The sequence below is a fragment of the Hymenobacter glacieicola genome, from assembly GCF_014640315.1.
In the GTDB taxonomy this organism is placed as follows: Bacteria; Bacteroidota; Bacteroidia; order Cytophagales; family Hymenobacteraceae; genus Hymenobacter; species Hymenobacter glacieicola.
Window position 1 is genome coordinate 377,853 of sequence record NZ_BMGS01000003.1, and the last position, 18,751, is coordinate 396,603.

At 59.7% G+C, this 18,751-nt stretch carries 14 protein-coding genes; 10 read left to right on the forward strand and 4 right to left on the reverse strand.

Going from position 1 to position 18,751, the window contains the following annotated elements; genetic code table 11:
- Nucleotides 1-79 precede the first annotated feature (79 nt).
- Together IEW18_RS07515 and IEW18_RS07520 are read left to right on the forward strand one after the other, a co-directional pair.
- The gene (locus IEW18_RS07515; protein ID WP_188557217.1) at nt 80-763 is read left to right on the forward strand and encodes a carotenoid biosynthesis protein; all 684 of its coding nucleotides are present in this window, start codon (nt 80-82) and stop codon (nt 761-763) included.
- Between the two features lie 69 nt (nt 764-832).
- Nucleotides 833-1,444: a TetR/AcrR family transcriptional regulator gene (locus IEW18_RS07520; protein ID WP_188557218.1), complete on the forward strand. Its 612-nt coding sequence runs from the start codon at nt 833-835 to the stop codon at nt 1,442-1,444.
- 223 nt (nt 1,445-1,667) lie between these two features.
- On the opposite strand, the gene IEW18_RS07525 is transcribed toward IEW18_RS07520, so the two are convergent.
- Together IEW18_RS07525 and IEW18_RS07530 are read right to left on the reverse strand one after the other, a co-directional pair.
- On the reverse strand, nt 1,668-1,910 hold the full coding sequence (locus tag IEW18_RS07525; protein WP_188557219.1) for a DUF6952 family protein: 243 nt from the start codon (nt 1,908-1,910) through the stop codon (nt 1,668-1,670).
- Between the two features lie 13 nt (nt 1,911-1,923).
- Nucleotides 1,924-2,241, reverse strand: a complete 318-nt coding sequence (locus IEW18_RS07530; protein WP_188557220.1) for a thioredoxin family protein — start codon at nt 2,239-2,241, stop codon at nt 1,924-1,926.
- Nucleotides 2,242-2,674: 433 nt separating this feature from the next.
- On the opposite strand from IEW18_RS07530, the gene IEW18_RS07535 reads away from it, so the two are divergent.
- Nucleotides 2,675-3,265, forward strand: coding sequence for an arylesterase (locus IEW18_RS07535; protein ID WP_188557221.1), 591 nt, complete (start codon nt 2,675-2,677; stop codon nt 3,263-3,265).
- 223 nt (nt 3,266-3,488) lie between these two features.
- On the opposite strand, the gene glgP is transcribed toward IEW18_RS07535, so the two are convergent.
- Entirely contained in the window at nt 3,489-5,141 is a 1,653-nt protein-coding gene (gene glgP / locus IEW18_RS07540; protein ID WP_188557222.1) for an alpha-glucan family phosphorylase, read from the reverse strand.
- A 378-nt stretch (nt 5,142-5,519) separates the two neighbouring features.
- Between glgP and IEW18_RS07545 the strand changes: the two genes are divergently transcribed.
- From IEW18_RS07545 to IEW18_RS07570, 6 genes are all read left to right on the forward strand, one after another.
- A complete protein-coding gene (locus IEW18_RS07545; RefSeq protein WP_188557223.1) occupies nt 5,520-6,965 on the forward strand; it encodes a hydrolase in 1,446 nt (481 codons plus the stop codon).
- A 274-nt stretch (nt 6,966-7,239) separates the two neighbouring features.
- Complete coding sequence (locus IEW18_RS07550) at nt 7,240-9,144, forward strand: glycoside hydrolase family 13 protein (RefSeq protein ID WP_188557224.1); 1,905 nt, start codon at nt 7,240-7,242, stop codon at nt 9,142-9,144.
- A 91-nt stretch (nt 9,145-9,235) separates the two neighbouring features.
- The gene (locus tag IEW18_RS07555) at nt 9,236-9,943 is read left to right on the forward strand and encodes an SDR family oxidoreductase (protein WP_188557225.1); all 708 of its coding nucleotides are present in this window, start codon (nt 9,236-9,238) and stop codon (nt 9,941-9,943) included.
- Nucleotides 9,944-10,068: 125 nt separating this feature from the next.
- Nucleotides 10,069-11,916: an alpha-amylase family glycosyl hydrolase gene (locus tag IEW18_RS07560; RefSeq protein ID WP_188557226.1), complete on the forward strand. Its 1,848-nt coding sequence runs from the start codon at nt 10,069-10,071 to the stop codon at nt 11,914-11,916.
- Nucleotides 11,917-12,016: 100 nt separating this feature from the next.
- Nucleotides 12,017-13,435 (forward strand): MFS transporter, encoded by a 1,419-nt coding sequence (locus tag IEW18_RS07565; protein WP_229728633.1) that lies wholly within the window; start codon nt 12,017-12,019, stop codon nt 13,433-13,435.
- A gap of 237 nt (nt 13,436-13,672) precedes the next feature.
- Complete coding sequence (locus IEW18_RS07570) at nt 13,673-14,770, forward strand: glycosyltransferase (RefSeq protein ID WP_188557227.1); 1,098 nt, start codon at nt 13,673-13,675, stop codon at nt 14,768-14,770.
- Nucleotides 14,771-14,773: 3 nt separating this feature from the next.
- Here IEW18_RS07570 and IEW18_RS07575 read toward each other — a convergent pair whose 3' ends face one another.
- Nucleotides 14,774-15,181 carry a hypothetical protein gene (locus tag IEW18_RS07575; protein ID WP_188557228.1) on the reverse strand — a complete coding sequence of 136 codons (408 nt, stop codon included), beginning with the start codon at nt 15,179-15,181 and terminating at the stop codon, nt 14,774-14,776.
- A gap of 457 nt (nt 15,182-15,638) precedes the next feature.
- Between IEW18_RS07575 and IEW18_RS07580 the strand changes: the two genes are divergently transcribed.
- Entirely contained in the window at nt 15,639-18,674 is a 3,036-nt protein-coding gene (locus IEW18_RS07580; RefSeq protein WP_188557229.1) for a M16 family metallopeptidase, read from the forward strand.
- Nucleotides 18,675-18,751: the final 77 nt, after the last annotated feature.

Here is an 18,751-nt window from a genome sequence, read left to right on the forward strand (position 1 = left end):
TGCTGCTCGCAGCCAACAACTGACAGCGCGGTTCAGAGCCCTCCGTTCTACTTCTTAATGGTTGATTTCTCTTCTCCTCATGACTGACCCCACGCAACAACTTCCCGCCGCAACCCTGGTTACTGCCGATGCGCACCGGCGGCGCCTGCGCTGGGCCCAGGGCGTGTTGCTGCTGTTCCACGTCACCGGATTTGTCGGGCTGGCTTTTTCCCAAGACCCCAGCTTCTACCTGCAGTTCGTACCCCTGAACCTGCTGCTCACGGTGGGGCTGCTGCTGGCCTTTCAGCCCCGCCGCACGCCCGCCTTCTGGAGCTTTTGCGTGGTAACCATGCTAGTGGGCTTCTTCGTGGAGGTAGCCGGCGTGCGCACGGGCTTGCTGTTCGGGCAGTATACCTACGGGGCTACCCTGGGGCTGAAGTGGCTAAACGTGCCGCTGATGATAGGGGTTAATTGGCTGATGCTCACGTACTCGGCTGGCATTCTGGCCCGCTACCTGCCCATCCCCGATTTTTTGCGGGCGGTGGTGGCGGCCCTGTTGCTGGTGGGCCTGGATGTGTGCCTGGAGCCGGTAGCCGTGCGGTTCGATTTCTGGCGCTGGCAGTACGACGTTATTCCGCTGCTTAACTTCAAGGGCTGGTTTGCCGTCAGCCTGATTCTACAGGTGTACTTCAACCGGGTCGATTTTATTAAGCGTAACCCGCTGGTTCCCTTTGTGTACCTGCTGCAGCTGTTGTTTTTTTTCGGCCTGAGCATGTTACTTTAGGCCCTTGCCGCGTTGGAGGGCCGCTGGGCAGTGCGGATAGAATTCATCCCTTATTTTCTTGTCCTTCAAATGGAGGAAATTGTACTCGCTAAGCTTCTCGAACGCGCCAATGCGCTGTTTCACGAGGTAGGGGTAGGTATTTTGCACGAGGAACAGCTTGCTGCGGCCCTTGATGTCGGCCCCGCTACCTTCCGGGAGTTGTTTGGTTCCAAAACCGGGCTGCTGTGCCAGGCCATTCAGCACAACTTTGCCCGGCAGCGGGCAGAGCATGAGCAGTTGCTGGCCAACTTGGCTACCCCCGTTGAGCGCCTCCTGGCCTTGCTGCACCACAGCCTCCAGGAAATGCGCCGCTCCCCCCACTACGACTACCATGTGCTGCGTGAGGAGTACCCCGAGGCGTGGGCCCTTATGCAGAGTTACCTGACGGAGTACGTCTCGCCCCTGCTCGTGCAATTGCTGCAGGCGGGCATTCAGGAGGGACAGTTTCGGGCCGAGCTGGACGCCCGCCTGATTACCCATCTGCTGCTGGCTCAGTTCAACCTCCTGGTCAACGAACAGTTCTTCCCCCCCGACTATACCAACCTGGCCGAGGTGTATCGCAACCTCTTTTTCCCCTACGTGCGCGGTCTGTGCACCGATGCCGGCGCCCGCCTGGTCCGCCACCAATTCGCCCGGGTATAGGCGTTGAGGTGGCAATTCGGTGATTAAGAGGGTTGTTCTGGCAAGGAGGCCCGACGACGCCCTCCTTCCTGACAACGCACTACCCCTGAAACAAGATAAGCCCTTACCTCCGGGTGGGAAGTAAGGGCTTGTCCTGTTTCAGAGGTGCTTGGCGAAAGAGTAGAAAAGGTAGTTCCCTTTCCGCCCTGACAGCTCATTTCATCACTGAACTACTGAATCACGCTTAGCTGATAGACACGCGCACTTTGGCGGTGTATTCGCGCAGGGCGGTTTTAAAGTCGGTGCTGTGGTCTTGCATGTGGTTGAGAATGAAGATGGCGGCAAACACGTGGGTAAGCTGCTCGCCTTCATCCTCACCTTCTACCTCGAAGGCGGGGGTTTGCTCCTCTAGCAGAGCTTCTTCGGCCGCTACTAGACTTTGCAGCGTCTGGGTTTCTACCAGGCGCTTGATAACGGGCATTTTCATAACGCAGCTAAACCTAGTTGAGGCGGGAAATCAGGCTGGCAACGGCCTCTTCCTTGCTGGCGGCTACGGTTTCCAGCAGCTCTCCATTGCGGAAAACGGCGAAAAAAGGCAAGTTGGTAACGCTGGCCAGCTTGCGGGCTTCGGGGCTGGTTTCGGCGTTTACGTCCAGGAAGGCAATGTCCTGGTTTTGCTCGGCCTCCGAGAGGCGCTTGAACTTGGGCGAAAACAGGCGGCAGTTACCGCACCAGTCGGCGTAGTATTTCACCACTACTTTCTCGTTGTCCTGCAGTAGTTGTTGGAAATCAGCGTCGGTGGCTTTCGTTACGGGCATTATCGGAAATATTGGTTGACAAAACGGAATCGGCAGATAAGAACGATTCTTATCTGCCGACAAAGGTAAAGCCCGAATTCGATAAAAAGGTTTAACACCTGCTACCTCCAGCCCGCCGGCGCTTCTTTCCTCGCCCCATGCGCTTAGGCGCGCAGGAGCTTTCCCCCGCGGCAAAGCGCCGGCAGGCAGCCCCCGACGTACCAGGAAGCAGTCAAGGCCCTGGCCCGGCGGTTGCCCCTGGCCCGCAACAGAACTGAGGTCTGACTTACTGGGCGTTTCCACCGCATCGTACGTAGGTAGCTGCGGCGGTAGCGCCCAGAGAATAAAGGTTGCCGCAGACTGCTCAGCTGGTACGCCAGGGCTAGGCTACCCCGAACCAAGGCCCCGCAACTTTGTTAGGAACCTACTCCTATTTGTTCTTTTCTGCCTTCGTATGCAGTCCATCATCTTCTTTGGCGACTCGCTCACGGCCGGTTACCAGCTCCGCGCCAGCGAGTCGTTTCCCTCCCGCATTCAGGAAAAAATTGACGCATTGCATCTGCCTTACAAAGCCTATAACTACGGCGTCAGCGGCGAAACCACGGCCGGGGGCCGGCAGCGCATCAGCTCGGTACTGAGCCGCTTCGAGAAAATCGACGTGTTCGTGCTGGAGCTCGGCGCCAACGACGGCCTGCGCGGGATTCCCGTCCGCGAAACCACCCAGAACTTGCAGTACATTCTCGACGAAGTAAAACGAAAGCACCCCGAGGCCCGCGTGGTGCTGGTGGGCCTGGAGTTTCCCTTCGACCTGGGGCCGCTGGCAACGTTGGGCGGCGGACGCATGGGGCATTACGCGCAGGAGTTCAAGGCCCTGTTCCGCCAGCTGGCCGAAAAAAATGAGGTCGACTTCGTGCCCTTCCTGCTCCACGGTGTCATTGGCCAGCGCCACCTCAACCTCCCCGACGGCGTACACCCCAACGCCGAGGGCCAGAAGATTCTGGCCAGTAATGTGTGGGCCGTGTTAGAAAGCGTGATTCGACCGTAAAACAGCCCTAACCCTGGCGGCAGACCTCTCGCTTAAGGCGAGAAGGCCCACCGCCATCCTTCCTGGCTAATGTGCTACCTCCCTGGAACGGGACAAGCCCTTCCCTCCGTGCTGGAAGGAAGGGCTTGTCTGGTTATCAGGCCTCTGGCAAATAAGACGAAGGATGGTTTCGGCTCCGCCTCGCCAAGACAACACCTCACTTCATCACTAACTCACCAAATCACTACTTCACCTTATACATCCGCTCGTAGTATTCGGTGGCCATGCGGTGCGACTCGAACTCGGGCTCTACCTCGCGCATACCGGTTTTTACCACTTCCAGGAATTTCTCCGGCTGACTGTAGTAAAGCGGGATGATTTCGTTTTCCAGCACGTCCAGCACGTTGGTCGCCTCGATGTCGTCCTTCACGTGGTCGGGCTGGCTGATGTCGGTGTGCTCGATGAGGAAGCCGTTTTCGCCGTGGCGCACGAACTCCGGAATCCAGCCGTCGGCAATGCTCAGGGAGGCCGAGGCGTTCATGGCGGCCGTCATGCCCGAGGTACCGGAGGCCTCGCGGGGGTAGCGGGGGGTGTTCAGCCAGATATCGGAACCCTTTTTCAGGGCCGCCGACAACCCTAGCTCGTAGCCCGTGAGCACGGCGCAGGTTTTCAGGTTTTTGGTTTTGGCGATGATGTCGTTAAACAAGCCGATTGCGCCGAAGTCCTTGGGGTAGGGTTTGCCCGCCCAAATAACCTGCACTGGCCGGTCCTGGCTGTTTACGATGTCCAGGAACCGCTCAAAGTGACGCAGAATCAGGTCGGCGCGCTTGTAGCCGGCAAAGCGCCGGGCCCATACCACGGTCAGCACCTCGGGGTCAAGCAGGGTCCCGGTTTGGTCGGCCACGATGTCGAACAGTTGCTTTTTCAGCTCCCGCTTCCGGGCTTTCAGGGCCTGGTCGTCACCGGCTTCGAGGGCGGCGTGCAGGGCCTGGTCGCGCCAGTAGGTGCCGTTCTGGGAGTTGGTGATGGCAATGATAGGACTGATGCCCTGATAGCCTCCCCACATGTCGTTGGCTACCTCGCCGTGCACCTTGGAAACGCCGTTGGAAATGCGCGCGAAACGCAGGGCCGTGAGCGTATAGTTCAGACTCTCATTTTCCACCAGCCCAAGGCGATACACTTCCTCCAGGGGCACATTGCCGAAGAACGACATCTTGTGCAGCAGCTTTACGGGGTGCTCCTCGTTGCCGGCCAGCTCAGGGGTGTGGGTCGTGAAAACCAGGCGCTTGCGCACCTCGTCCTGGCTGCGGCCGTGCTTGTCGTAGAGGTAGAAGGCCAGGGGTAGGCCGTGGCCTTCGTTGAGGTGGTACACCTCCGTCTGGCGACCCAGCAGATCGAGCAGCTTGCCGCCGCCGACGCCCAGCAGAATGCTCTGGGCCACGCGGGCGGCCGTGTCGGCGTCGTAGAGGTGGTGGGAGATGGTGCGCGAGAGGTAGTCGTTCTCCGGAATGTCGGTGGTCAGGAAGAACATGGGGGCCGTCCCGAACGTGTCGGGGGCCAGGTACAGGGCCTTTACCAGCACCTGCGCGTTGTGAATCTCGATGGGGAACACTAGGCCGGTATCCTGCAGGAAGCTGTAGTGCTTGAGGCGGAAGTCGGCGCGCATGCTCTGGTCTTCGTTGCGGCCCTGGTCGTAGTAACCAAACGACCATAGTATGCTGATACCCACCAGGTTTTGCTTGAGCTCATACACGGAGCGCATGTGGGAGCCAGCCAGGAAGCCCAGGCCACCGGAGTAGGTTTTGAGCGCCTGGTCGAGCGCAAATTCCATGGAAAAATACGCGGCCGGCGTGCTGAACTCGGGGGCCGGGGTGTACATCTGAAAGTCAAATGCCATAAAGCAAGAGGGGCTGAATGAGAGAACGGGCGGTAGGTCCGCCCGTGCGAGTAAGCGTACGAATTCGCACCCAAAAAAAGCGGAAAAGTGTGGACTCTACGGTCCGGATGGAGGCTATAGGGGCAAAATGCAAATCAGCCATTAGTAATAAGCAAAAAAGCATCATTGGCCTTGCACTGCCAGGATAGGGTTACTCTAAATCTAACCGATCGGCTATTGCTTGACAGACTGAATACAATTTTGGCGTAAGGCTTTCTGTTTCTGCTGCTTTTGTAACAATTACATAATATTAGACAGCCGAGCTGTGGGTTACCGTCGCGGTAGCTTTGTGGCTCGGACATCAGTTCCTTTCCATCTTTCACAACCCACACCTCTTTTATGCGCTACCCCCTGCGCTGGCTGGCAGCCTCCCTGCTGAGCCTTTCTGTTCTGTCCTGCGCCCAGCAGGAAAACCTGCCGGCTCCACTTTCCACCACCAGCATCAGCGCCGATGTAAGTAGCGCGGGCTTCCCCGAAGGCTTCGAAACCGGCACGAAAACCGCTTACACCACTGGCTCCGTGACCCTGGGTTCCGGCTCCTGGACCCTGAATGACGCCCTGCTGGGTAATACCACCGCCGACCCCAAAACAGGCGCGCAATCAGTGCGTATCCGCAACGTGGGCTCCCTCACGATGAACTTTAACGCTACCACCGGCGCGGGGGTAGTAACCGTGCAGCACGCCGTGTACGGCACCGACGCCAGCTCGCAGTGGGAGCTGTGGGTAAGCCAGAACAGCGGCTCCTCCTATACCAAAGTCGGTAGCACCGTTACCACCAGCAGCTCAACGCTTAGCACCGCCTCGTTCACGGTAAACCTGAGCGGCAACATCCGGCTGCAAATCCGCAAGACCTCAGGCGGTACCAACCGCATCAACATTGATAACGTGACGATGGAGCAGTACGGCTCCGGCACTACCACTCCGCCGCCCACCACTGGCGCCAAGAAGTTTCTGTTCGATGCCTCGCACGGAGAGTTGGCGGGCAACGCCGACTGGGTATTGGATGTGGACGGCGGCCTGACTCCGCGCTACCCTTCGCCGGCCCAGAGCGGTATCACCAGCACCACCGCCGAAACCTACTGGACGGGTGCCGTTTCGGCCTGGGGCGTGGCCCTGGTGAAGCTGGGCCACTCGGTAGAGCAGCTGCCTACGGGCACGGCCATTAGCTACGGCAACGCCAGTAACCCCCAGGATTTGAGCAACTACAGCGTGTTCGTGGTAGATGAGCCCAACATCGTATTCACGGCGGCTGAGAAAACGGCTATTCTGCAGTTCGTGCAGAACGGCGGCGGCTTGTTCATGATTTCGGACCACGACATTTCAGACCGCAACAACGACGGCTGGGACTCGCCCGACATCTGGAACGACCTGATGCAGAACAACTCCGTGAAAGCCAACCCCTTTGGTTTCAGCGTGAACCTGGATAACATCGTGGAAAACAGCACCAACACGCTGGCCTCCACGACCAACCCCATCATGAACGGCTCCCAGGGTCGGGTGTCGCAGCTGTCCTTCCACAACGGCGCTACCATGACCCTCTCGCCCACGGCCAACAGCACAGTGCAGGGCTTGGTGTGGCGCACCTCGGCTACTCAAGGCAACAGCTTGGCCATGGCCGCCAGCAGCACCTTTGGCACGGGCCGCGTGGTCATCATCGGCGACTCCTCGCCGGCCGATGACGGTACCGGTTCGCCCGGCAACACCGTCTACGACGGCTGGAATGAGAACGTAAGCCACGCCCGCCTGCACCTGAACGCCTCGCTGTGGCTGGCCAAGCTGCAGTAAACTGCCCGCGGGTGCTTACTGATTGCTAAGCGCCTGTTACCTGAAAAGCCCCGCTGCTGGCAGTTGCCAACGGTGGGGCTTTTTTGGCTTCTTGCTTTCATCGGAGTCAGGCATGTACAACCCTATTGCTACCCTGAAACCTGGGCTCAACCTAAATCCATCAATACGGCACCGCAAATCAGTCAATACGTCACCATTTCGGGGAACTTCAGCAGTAGCGTCTGGGCTTGGTGGTGCGTACCTTGCCTGTTCCGTTTCCTGTTCCCACTCGCGTATGATTTCTGCCCGATTTCTGCCCCTGCTAGCTGGCACCTTGCTAGCCACCACCGCGCCGGCCCTGGCCAGCGCGCCCGCCGCCCCCGTTGCTACCCCCGCCCCAGCCGCCAAGGCCGCCGGCATTCAGCGCATCGACCCGACCTTCTGGTGGGTAGGCATGAAAAACCCTAAGCTGCAGCTGCTAGTGCACGGCCCCGGCATTGCCAGCAGCGCCGCCACCCTTAAGGCCTACGAGGGCGTAACCCTGGATGGGGTGCAGAAGCTGGAAAGCCCGAACTACCTGCTGCTTAACCTCACCATCAGCCCCGCGGCCAAGCCCGGCAAGCTACAGCTGGAGTTCAAGGGTGATAAAAAACAGACTTACAGCTACGAGCTGCGCCAGCGCACTACCCCCGGCAACCAACAGAAAGTGCAGGGCCTGACGCAGCAGGACTTCATTTACTTCCTGATGCCGGACCGCTTCTCGAACGGCGACCCGAAGAACGACTACATCAAGGGGATGCGCGCCCCCAAAGTTGCCCGCGACTCGATGTACGCCCGCCACGGCGGCGACCTGAAGGGCATCGAAAACCACTTCGACTACCTCAAGAGTCTGGGCGCCACGGCTATCTGGATGACGCCGGTGACGGAAAACGACATGCCCAAGGCCAGCTACCACGGCTACGCCCTCACCGACTACTACAACACGGACCGCCGCTACGGCACCCTGGAGGAGTACAAGCAGTTTGTGGACCGCGCCCACCAGAACGGGCTGAAAGTGGTGCACGACGTGGTGCTCAACCACATGGGTAGCAAAAACTACCTGTTCCTGGATCAGCCCGCCAAGGACTGGTTTAACCAGTGGCCCAAGTTCACGCGCAGCAACTACAACTCCTCAGCCCTCAACGACCCGTATGGCTCGGAGCTGGACCGCAGCCTCTACAACCGCGGCTGGTTTGACACGACCATGCCCGACGTAAACCAGAGCAACCCGCTGGTGGCTACCTACCTGATTCAGAACTTCCTGTGGTGGGTGGAGTACACCGGTCTTGATGCCTACCGCATCGACACCTACCCCTACTCCGACCCTAAGTTTCTGATGCAGTGGGGCCAGGCTCTGAATGACGAGTTTCCCAACCTGTTCAAGTTTGGCGAGGCCTGGGTGGGTAGCACGGCCCAGCAGGCCTTCTTCGCCCGCAACATCTTCCAGCCCGTGGACGGGTTTAAGTCCAACCTGGAGTCGGTGTTTGACTTTCAGTCGCAGGGAGCCATTCACGACGCGCTGCGGGGCGACAATGGCAACATGAACCGCCTGTACGAAGCCTTACAGGGCGACTGGATGTACGAGGATGCCACCCGCAACGTAACCTTCCTCGACAACCACGACATGAGCCGCTTCTACTCCGTGATAGGGGAGGACTTTGCCAAGTACAAAATGGGCGTGGCCTGGCTGCTGACGACCCGCGGCATTCCGCAGCTCTACTACGGCACCGAGGTGCTGATGAAGAACTTCTCGAACCCCGACGGGCTGGTGCGCGAGGACTTCCCCGGCGGCTTTGCCGGCGACCAGAAAAACTACTTCACGGCCGCCGGCCGCACGGGCCAGGCCGGTGAGGCGTTCACCTACCTGAGCACGCTGGCCAACTACCGCAAAACGCACCCGGTAGTGGCCACCGGCAAGCTCATGCAGTTCATTCCGCAGGACGGCGTGTACACCTACTTCCGCTACAACGACCAGGGCCAGGCCGTGATGGTGATGCTCAACGGCAGCAAAGACGAGAAGACGGTGGATGGCGCCCGGTTTGCCGAACGCACCAACGGCTTTAGCTCCGGCACCGAAATTACCACGGGCGCTACCCTAAGCAGCCTCGCCAGCTTCAAAATTCCGGCCCGCACGGCGTGGGTAGTGGAGCTGAAAAAGTAGGATTCGGGAGGGGCCCCGGGAACCACCGGGGCCCCTCGCTACTTATGCAGTACTACCTGGTACTATTTTCAGCTTAAACTTGACTCATACTATGACCGACCTAACCAATCAAGTAGCCATAGTAACCGGTGCCAGTCGGGGTATTGGCCGCGCCATTGCGCTGCTGCTGGCCTTGCAGGGCGCGAAAGTGGTGGCCGTGGCCCGCAGCGCCGACGAGCTGGAGGAGCTTAACGCCAAAACCCAGGGCCTGGCCATTCCGGCCGACGTAGCCGACGAGGCCGACGCCGACCACATTGTAACCGAGACGCTGAGCCGCTTCGGCCGCCTCGATATTCTGGTCTGCAATGCTGGCGTGGGCTCGTTTAACCTGCTGGAAAATTTCGAGTCGGCGGAATGGGACCGAATCTTTGATGTAAACGTGAAAGGCACCTTCCTGATGTGCAAGGCCGTGGTGCCCCACTTCAAAGCCCAGGGCCACGGCCACGTGGTAGCCATTGCCTCCGATGTAGCCCGGCGCACCTTTGAGCACGGCACCGTATACGGGGCCAGCAAATACGCCCAGGATGCCCTACTCGGCTCCCTACGTAAGGAAGTACGGCCCCACGGCGTGAAAGTCAGCACCATTTATCCCGGCCTCGTCGACACGTACTTTAATGAGTCGAAGCCCGGCGGCGTGGAAGCCGAGAAAACCCACCTCAAGCCCTCCGATGTGGCTCAGGCCGTGCGCTACGTGCTGGAGGCGCCAGCCCACGTGGTGGTCGATGAGTTGATGCTGCACCCCGTAACCCAGGAATGGTAAGCTGGTGAGATGGTGAACTAGTGAGTTTGCTGTTCCGCCAGCCTATCTGCGCGGTTTGCACAGGTAGAACAGCAAACTCACCAGTTCACCATCTCACTAGTTCACCATTTCCTACCTTGCTTTGTATGAAACTACTGCTACTTCCCGTAGCGGCCCTTTCCGTAGGGCTGGCTCTTCTTTCGCCTTCTTTCTCGACTGCGCCTACCCCTGTGCCCGTGGCTGACCTTCTTCCTTCTTCGGACCCCAATACCACTGATGAGCAGCCCCAGGACCATAAGCTGGTGATTTACCAGTTGATGACGCGCCTGTTCGGCAACAAAACCACCGTGAACAAGCCCTACGGTACGCTCCAGGAAAACGGGGTGGGCAAGTTCAACGACATCAACAACACGGCCCTGCAGGCCATCCGGAAGATGGGGGCCTCGCACGTGTGGTTTACCGGCGTGCTGGAGCACGCCACCATGACCGACTACACCAAGCACGGCATTGCCCTCGACGACGCCGACGTAGTGAAAGGCCGCGCCGGCTCGCCCTACGCCATCAAGGACTACTACGACGTGGACCCCGACCTGGCCGTGAACGTGAAGAACCGCATGCAGGAGTTCGAGGCCCTGGTCAAGCGCACCCACGACAACAACCTCAAAGTCATTATCGACTTCATTCCCAACCACGTAGCCCGCACCTACAAGTCGGATGCCCGGCCCAAGGGCGTGGTTGATTTGGGCGAGAAGGACGAGAAGACGAAGGCCTTTTTACCCAACAACAACTTTTACTACCTGCCCGGCAAGTCGTTTGTGGTGCCGGCTGGCTACAACCCCTTGGGCCCGCTAACCGGTCCGCGCGAGGACAAGAAGTTTCAGGAAGTGCCCGCCAAGGCCACCGGCAACGACGTATTTTCGGAGGCGCCTAAGGTGGACGACTGGTTTGAAACCATCAAGCTCAACTACGGCGTCGATTACCAGAACGGCCGCGCCAAGCACTTCACGCCGACCCCCGATACCTGGCTGAAAATGCGCGACATCCTTATCTTCTGGACCAGGAAGAACGTGGATGGCTTCCGTTGCGACATGGCCGAGATGGTACCCGTGGAGTTTTGGGCCTGGGTTATTCCGGAGCTGAAAAAGGTGAATCCCAACCTGATTTTCATCGGGGAAGCCTACGATGCCAAAACCTACCGGATGTACATCGAGCAGGGCCACTTTGACTACCTCTATGACAAGGTGGGCCTCTACGACGGGCTGCGCCGCTTGATGCGCGGCGAGGGCACCACCGACGACATTACCAACGTGTGGCGCGAGGAAAGCCGCGGCTTCTCGGGCCACATGCTGCGCTTTCTGGAAAACCACGACGAACAGCGCATTGCCTCCAAGGATTTTGCCGGCAACCCCCGCGCCGCCATTCCGGCCATGACGGTGTCGGCTACCCTGGCTACGGGCCCCGTAATGCTTTACTTCGGGCAGGATGTGGGCGAGCCAGCTCACGGCTCGGAAGGCTTCTCGGGCGAGGATGGCCGCACCACCATCTTCGACTACTGGGGCGTACCGGAGCATCAGAAATGGATGAACGGCGGCAAGTTCGACGGGGGCAAGCTCAGCACCGAGCAAAAGCAGCTGCAGGATTTTTACGTCCGCCTACTAACGCTTAGTAGCCAGAGCGAGGCTATCCGCCGGGGCCGCTTCTACGAGTTGCAGGAGGCCAACAACCTGGATGCCCAGTACAACCAGCGCCAGCTCTACACCTACCTGCGCTTCACTGACAAGCAGCGCCTGCTCATCGTGGCCAACTTCAGCCCCGACAAAATCTACCGGCCCACCATCCGCCTGCCCAAGGAAGCCCTGCAGCTAATGGGCCTCGATGCCTCGCAGTTCTACACCTACACCGAGCTGCTCAACCAGGCCCCGCCCGTGGAAACGCTCAACCTGACCCTGGCCCCGCAAAGCGCCTACATCTTCGAAATCAAGCCCAAAAAATAGAACTCAGAACGTAGCTTGTAGGGCTTAGAAATATTCCGGACATTCTAGGCCTTAACTTCTGATTTCTAAGCCCTTACTCCTTCTCCTAACCTCCCACCATATGGCTACCAGCGTAGCGGCCGCTCCCACCGGCACCCACGAAAAACCCCGCCTGAGCTTCTGGCAAATCTGGAACATGAGCTTCGGCTTTCTGGGCATCCAGTTTGGCTTTGCCCTCCAGAACGCCAACGTCAGCCGCATTTTTGAAACGCTGGGCGGCACCGAAATAGCCTTGTACTGGCTGGCCGCCCCCCTGACGGGTATGCTGGTTCAGCCCATCATCGGCTACATGTCGGACCGCACCTGGAGCCCGCGCTGGGGCCGGCGGCGGCCGTTCTTTCTGATCGGGGCTATTCTAGCTTCCCTGGCCCTGTTTGTGATGCCCAACGTGTCGGCGCTGTGGATGGCAGTGGGCATGCTCTGGATTATGGACTCCAGCATCAACATCAGCATGGAGCCCTTCCGGGCCCTGGTGGGCGACTTGCTGCCTGGCGACCAGCGTACGACGGGCTTTGCGGCGCAAACATTTTTCATTGGGGTAGGAGCCGTAGTAGCCTCGTCGCTACCCTGGATGTTCACCAACTGGTTTGGCATTGCCAACACGGCTCCCGCCGGCCAAATCCCGCCTTCCGTGAAATACTCCTTTTACATTGGGGGGGTAGCCTTTTTCTCGGCGGTGCTCTGGACGGTGCTTACCACCAAGGAGTACCCCCCGGCTGACCTGGCCGAGTTTGAAGCGGAAAAGCGCCGCACGGCAGGCATTGCAAACGGCTTTCGGGAGTCGTTTGCCGGCATCTTCCACATGCCCAAAACAATGGCCCAACTGGCTATTGTGCAGTTCTTTTCCTGGCTGGCGCTGTTCTCGATGTGGATTTACACCACGCCGGCCGTTACCAGCCACATTTACCACACCACTGATGCCACCTCGAAGGTCTACAACGAAGGCGCTGACTGGGTAGGAGTTTGCTTTGCAGTATACAACGGCATATCGGCGGTGGCGGCCCTGCTGCTCCCCGTTATTGCCCGCGCTACCAGCCGCCGGGTTACCCACTTGCTGTGCCTTGTGGCGGGCGGTTTGGGCCTGATTTCCATCTACTTTATTCAGGACCCCACCATGCTGCTGTTGTCTATGGTGGGCGTTGGTTTTGCCTGGGCTTCCATTTTGAGCGTGCCGTACGCCATGCTGGCCGGGGCCCTACCCGCCAACAAAATGGGCTACTACATGGGCGTGTTCAACTTCTTCATTGTTATTCCACAGGTAGTAGCGGGGCTCATTTTGGGCTTCTTCACCAAGAATATTTTTGGCGGAGAATCAGTGTATACGCTTATCGTAGGGGGCGTTTCAATGATTATTGCGGGGCTGCTGACGCTGATTGTGCACGACTCCGACGAAGTACGCCTGCCGGCGGCCGACGCCGCTGACTTACGAGCTGCTTCGCCCGCCTACGATGCACCAGTAGAAACCGACCCGCGGGTGTAACCTTACCTTGCTCGTTTCTTACTAGCAGCCTCTGCCCCTACAAGCAGATGCTGCTGCCGTTTAACGGCTTTCGATTTTCCTGCCGGAGCCTCCGTATTTGTACGCAATAGGTGCCGTGCAAAAATCCGCATTAAACCGGCAACGGCCACCCAGCCTCTTGTCGTACTTCTTAGTCGCGCCACGTTTCTGCTCTCCTCTTTGTAAACACCGTGGCTTGCATTGTCCTTTTCGCTGCGTATGGTGTTTCCAGTAATATTTTTCGGCCTGTTTTTCGGGATTTACTTATTGCTACTGGCATTCCTGGCGTGGCCGCGCCGCAGGCTGGTGCCCCCTGCCGACCGTCCGCGCGTAAGCATTCTTATTGCGGCCCGCAACGAAGAAGCCACCATCATCCGCTGCCTTACGGCCCTAACCAAGCTGAACTACCCGGCCGAGCAGCTGGAAATTCTTATCGGCGACGATGCTTCGACGGACAATACGGCCGCCATTGTGGAGGCATTCATTGCCGACAAGCCCCAGTTCCGGCTCCTTTCCGTTCGGCACCGCCTGGGTCTGGCCCGGGGCAAAAGCAACGCCCTGGCTCACCTCTGCCGCGCCGCCACCACCGACTACCTCCTGTTCACCGACGCCGACATGGCCCTGCACCCCGATTGGGTCCTGACCATGCTGGCTGCCGCGCCGGCCGGCGTGGGCATCGTTACGGGTATTACCACCGCCGAGGGCAACCTTTTTGGCCGCTTGCAGGGCCTCGACTGGCTGTTTGGGCTGAGCTTGATTCGGGTGCTGACGGACATGGGGCTCCCCATTACGGCCGTGGGCAACAACATGCTCGTGACCCGGGCCGCCTACGAGTCGATTGGGGGGTACGAGGCGCTGGCTTTTAGCATCACCGAAGACCTGCAGCTGTTTGAAAAGGTAGTGGCCCAGGGCTGGGGCTACCGCAACATTATAACGCCCAGCGCCTTGGGTATTTCGGTGGCCCAGCCCACTTTGCACTGCCTGCTGCACCAGCGCAAACGCTGGATGAAGGGCGCCGTGCGCTTACCCTGGCAGCTCACCCTGCTGTTTAGCTCCTATAGCCTGTTCTATACGGTACTGGGGTGGCCGGGCCTTCTGCCGCTGGGCGCTGTGGGGGCGCTGTACGCGGGCAAAGTTGCGTGCCAGACGCTTTTCCTGGCCGTTACGCTGCGCCAGGCCGGGCACCGCGAAAACTTGGCCGTGCTGCTGCTCTACGATGTGTACCTGCTGGTTATGTCGCTGGCGGTGCTGGTGTATACCTGGTGGCCGTCGGGCATTCAGTGGAAGGAACGGCGCTACCGCTGGGCCGAAGGGTAGGGGCTACTGACCGGACTGCAGCCACTGCTGGGCCGGCATCTCCTCCGTGAACACCTGCACCTGGGCATTGGCCTCGCCCCCCCGGGCCAGCTCCGTAAGGCGCGGCCGCAGAATATCGGCGTGGAAAGGGGTAGTCAGGTAGGCCAGCCGCCGCGTGGTAGCGGGCAGGGTACTGCGCATTTCGGCCCGGAAATCTTCCAGAACCCACTGCAAATCTGCCAGTTCCGCCAGCCCCCGGCTGCGTAGGTCAATTAGCCAGTGGCCGGCCTGATGCTCCTGCGCCAGCCCCAGCGCGGCCTGATATCCTGCTCGGTGTTCAACGGAGGTAGCGGCCCGCGTCCAGCGCATAATCAGCAGGTGCAAGTCCGCGCGGTAAGACAGGCGGAGGTAATCGGTTTCGGTCGGCAGCATAGTGAGGGGAAGAGAAACGAAGGTACTACCGCCGGTGCAAACCGGTACTTTACGCCGCCAATTTTATAGGCGAACGTATACCGTTCTGCCCCATTGACCCGCCCGCACCACGTGGTCAGCGCCTTCACTGGGTTTGCCGGCAACCCAACCGAGGCCGGGCGTACGTTGAGTGGCTTTACCGGTAGTCTTTTAGCGCTGCTACCCGTTCACTAGTCGTCCGTTGGTGCTCAGCGTACCCTTGGTATCAGGCCTGAAAACGGTGCAGCAGTAGCGCCACAACCGGCCCTGGCGCAGCCTTTACCTGGTTGACTGGCCCGAAAAGTTGGAAAATGAAGTGGTTTCGATAATAAGGCAGCTCAAGCAGCACCTGATTTTTTCGTGCATCCTGCCCGCACTGAAATTGTCTTTCGGCGCGTAACTTACGGTTCGCATTCATCTCACTCCTTTTTCCTTCTTAATGACTCGCAACCAGTTGTTGCTGCTTGGCCTGGGGGCCTCGCTGGCGTTCCAGTCGGCTCAGGCGCAGCAGAAGCCTGCCACCAAGCCCGCTACCGTTACCAAAGCTCCGGCAGCCACCGCTGGCGGCGCCCGTCTCGTGGAGAAAGTAACCCGCAAGGGCTCCGAGGTAGTAATTCCCTACGAGAAGTACGTGTTGCCCAACGGCCTGACGGTTATCGTGACCGAGGACCACTCTGACCCGCTGGTGCACGTGGACGTGACCTACCACGTGGGCTCGGCCCGGGAGCAGATCGGCAAGTCGGGCTTTGCCCACTTCTTTGAGCACATGATGTTCCAGGGCTCCGACCACGTAGCCGACGAGCAGCACTTCAAAACGGTAACGGCCGCCGGTGGTACCCTCAACGGCTCCACCAACCGCGACCGGACCAACTACTACGAAACCGTACCGAGCAACCAGCTGGAAACGGCCCTGTGGCTCGAAGCCGACCGCATGGGCTTCCTGCTGGATGCCGTGACCCAGCCGAAGTTCGAAAACCAGCGCTCCACGGTGAAAAACGAGCGGGGCCAGAACTACGACAACCGCCCCTACGGCCTGGCCTCGGAAAACGTGTCCCGCACGCTCTACCCTTATGGTCACCCGTATTCCTGGATGACCATCGGCTACCTTGAAGACCTGGACCGCTCCAACGTCGACGACCTGAAGAACTTCTTCCTGCGCTGGTACGGCCCCAACAACGCGACCCTCACCGTGGGCGGCGACGTGAAGCCCCAGGACGTGGTGCGCCTGGCCGAGAAGTACTTCGGCCCCATCAGCAAGGGCCCGGCCGTAGCGGCTCAGAAGCTGCCCGCCCCCAAGCTGACCCAGGACCGCTACGTAAGCTACACCGACAACGTGCGCTTCCCGATGCTACAGATGGTGTTCCCAACGGTGCCCAACGGCCACCCCGATGAGTACGCCCTCACGGCTCTGGCGGAAATCATTGGGCAGGGCAAGAACTCCCTGCTCTACAAAAACCTGATCAAGCCCCAGCAGGCCCTGCAGGCCCAGGCCTACAACAACTCCTCGGAGCTTTCCGGCGAGTTTACGATGGTGACGCTGCCCTTCCCCGGCAAAGGCCTCGACAGCCTCGAAAACCAGGTGCGCCGCACCCTGGCCGAGTTTGAGCGCACGGGTGCCACCGCCGAGCAGGTAGCCCGCTTCAAGGCCAGCACCGAAGCACAGGTAGTCAACAGCCTGGCCAGCGTAAGCGGCAAGGTAAGCCAGCTGGCCGCCAACCAAACCTACTTCGGTAACCCCAACCGCCTGCCCGAGGAGCTCAAGCGCCTACGTGCCGTGACGCCCGCCGAGGTGAACCGCGTGTACAACCAGTACATCAAGGGCAAGAAAGCCGTTATCCTGAGCGTGCTGCCCAAAACCGGCGGCGCCCCGGCCAAGCCCGACAACTACACGGTATCGAAAGAAGGCTATCAGGCGCCCGACTACGGCTACAACGGCCTGACCTACGTGAAGCCGACCGACACCTTCGACCGGAGCAAGCAGCCCAAGGCCGGCACCAACCCCGTGGTGCAGGTACCGCAAGTGTGGCAGGCCTCCTTGGATAACGGCCTGCGCCTGATGGGCACGCGCAACACCGAAATTCCGACGGTGACCATGCTGCTGACCATCCGCGGCGGCCACCGCCTGGAGCAAACCGACCCCAACAAAGCCGGTATTTCGGCCCTGACGGCCGCCATGCTAAACGAAGGCACCCAGAAGTACACCTCGGAGCAGTTTAGCTCTGAGCTGGACAAGTTGGGCAGCAGCATCCGCGTGTCGGCCGGGGAAGACAACACGACTATCTACGTGCAGAGCCTGACCAAGAACCTGCCCGCTACCATGAAGCTGCTGGAAGAGCGCCTGCTCCGTCCGCGCTTTGATGCCGCTGACTTTGCCCGCCTCAAAAAGCAGACCCTGGAGGGCATTGCCAACCAGAGCACCCAGCCGGTAGTTATTGCCAACAAAACCTTCGACCGGCTGGTGTACGGCCCCGCCAACATCATGAGCGTGCCCACCAGCGGCACCACGGCCACCGTTACCAGCCTCACGCTCGACGACGTAAAGCAGTTCTACCAGCAGAACTACGCCCCCAACGTGAGCTACCTCGTGGCCGTGGGCGACGTGGACCAGGCTACCCTTACGGGCCAGACGGCCTTCCTGAAAACCTGGCAGAAAAAGGACGTGCGCCTGCCGGCCAGCGCCCAGTCTACCCAGCCCGACAAGACCCGCATCTACTTTGTGAACAAGGAAGGGGCGGCGCAGTCGGAAATCCGGGTGGGCTACCTGACCCCGCTCACTTATGATGCTACCGGCGACTATTACCGCGCCTACCTCTCCAACTACATCCTGGGTGGGGCCTTTAACTCGCGCATCAACCTGAACCTGCGCGAGGACAAGGGCTACACCTACGGCGCCCGCTCAGGCTTCCAGGGCACGCGCTACGTAGGTCCGTACACGGCCAGCGCCGGCGTGCGCGCCGATGCTACGGCGGCTTCGGTAAAGGAGTTCATGAAGGAAATCCAGAACTACCGCAACGGCATCACCGACGAGGAGCTGCAGTTCCTGCAGGCTTCCGTGGGCCAGAACGACGCCCTGCGCTACGAAACCGGCCAGCAGAAAGCCGCCTTCCTCTCGCGTCTGCTCGAGTACGACCTGTCGAAAGACTACGTGCAGCAGCAAAGCACTATTCTTAAAAACCTGAAGAAGGAAGATGTGCAGGGCATTGCCCAGAAGTACCTGCCCGCCGACAACATGTACATCGTGGTGGTAGGCGACCGGTCCAAGTCCTTCCCCGGCCTCTCGGAGCTGGGCTATGAGGTAGTGGAACTAGATGCGGAGGGCAACCGCGTGGCGGCTCCTGCCGCTGCTACTCCGGCGGCTCCGGCCGTAAGCGTAACGCCTCCGGCTGAAAATGAGAAGATGAAAATCAAGACCAAAGACGCCGACGGCAAAAAGGAAAAGCGCAAAGCCAAGAAGGATAAGGAGGACGCCAAGTAATCCTGGCGCTGCCCGCTTATTCAAAAGCCCGAATCCAGTGGATTCGGGCTTTTTCGTGCCCGCTCACGTCTGCCTGG

Bases quoted from the DNA above. Each gene is read 5' to 3' on its own strand.
- IEW18_RS07515 (WP_188557217.1), top strand. From the start codon at position 80: ATGACTGACCCCACGCAACAACTTCCCGCCGCAACCCTGGTTACTGCC.
- IEW18_RS07520 (WP_188557218.1), top strand. From the start codon at position 833: ATGGAGGAAATTGTACTCGCTAAGCTTCTCGAACGCGCCAATGCGCTG.
- IEW18_RS07525 (WP_188557219.1), bottom strand. From the start codon at position 1,910: ATGAAAATGCCCGTTATCAAGCGCCTGGTAGAAACCCAGACGCTGCAA.
- IEW18_RS07530 (WP_188557220.1), bottom strand. From the start codon at position 2,241: ATGCCCGTAACGAAAGCCACCGACGCTGATTTCCAACAACTACTGCAG.
- IEW18_RS07535 (WP_188557221.1), top strand. From the start codon at position 2,675: ATGCAGTCCATCATCTTCTTTGGCGACTCGCTCACGGCCGGTTACCAG.
- glgP (WP_188557222.1), bottom strand. From the start codon at position 5,141: ATGGCATTTGACTTTCAGATGTACACCCCGGCCCCCGAGTTCAGCACG.
- IEW18_RS07545 (WP_188557223.1), top strand. From the start codon at position 5,520: ATGCGCTACCCCCTGCGCTGGCTGGCAGCCTCCCTGCTGAGCCTTTCT.
- IEW18_RS07550 (WP_188557224.1), top strand. From the start codon at position 7,240: ATGATTTCTGCCCGATTTCTGCCCCTGCTAGCTGGCACCTTGCTAGCC.
- IEW18_RS07555 (WP_188557225.1), top strand. From the start codon at position 9,236: ATGACCGACCTAACCAATCAAGTAGCCATAGTAACCGGTGCCAGTCGG.
- IEW18_RS07560 (WP_188557226.1), top strand. From the start codon at position 10,069: ATGAAACTACTGCTACTTCCCGTAGCGGCCCTTTCCGTAGGGCTGGCT.
- IEW18_RS07565 (WP_229728633.1), top strand. From the start codon at position 12,017: ATGGCTACCAGCGTAGCGGCCGCTCCCACCGGCACCCACGAAAAACCC.
- IEW18_RS07570 (WP_188557227.1), top strand. From the start codon at position 13,673: ATGGTGTTTCCAGTAATATTTTTCGGCCTGTTTTTCGGGATTTACTTA.
- IEW18_RS07575 (WP_188557228.1), bottom strand. From the start codon at position 15,181: ATGCTGCCGACCGAAACCGATTACCTCCGCCTGTCTTACCGCGCGGAC.
- IEW18_RS07580 (WP_188557229.1), top strand. From the start codon at position 15,639: ATGACTCGCAACCAGTTGTTGCTGCTTGGCCTGGGGGCCTCGCTGGCG.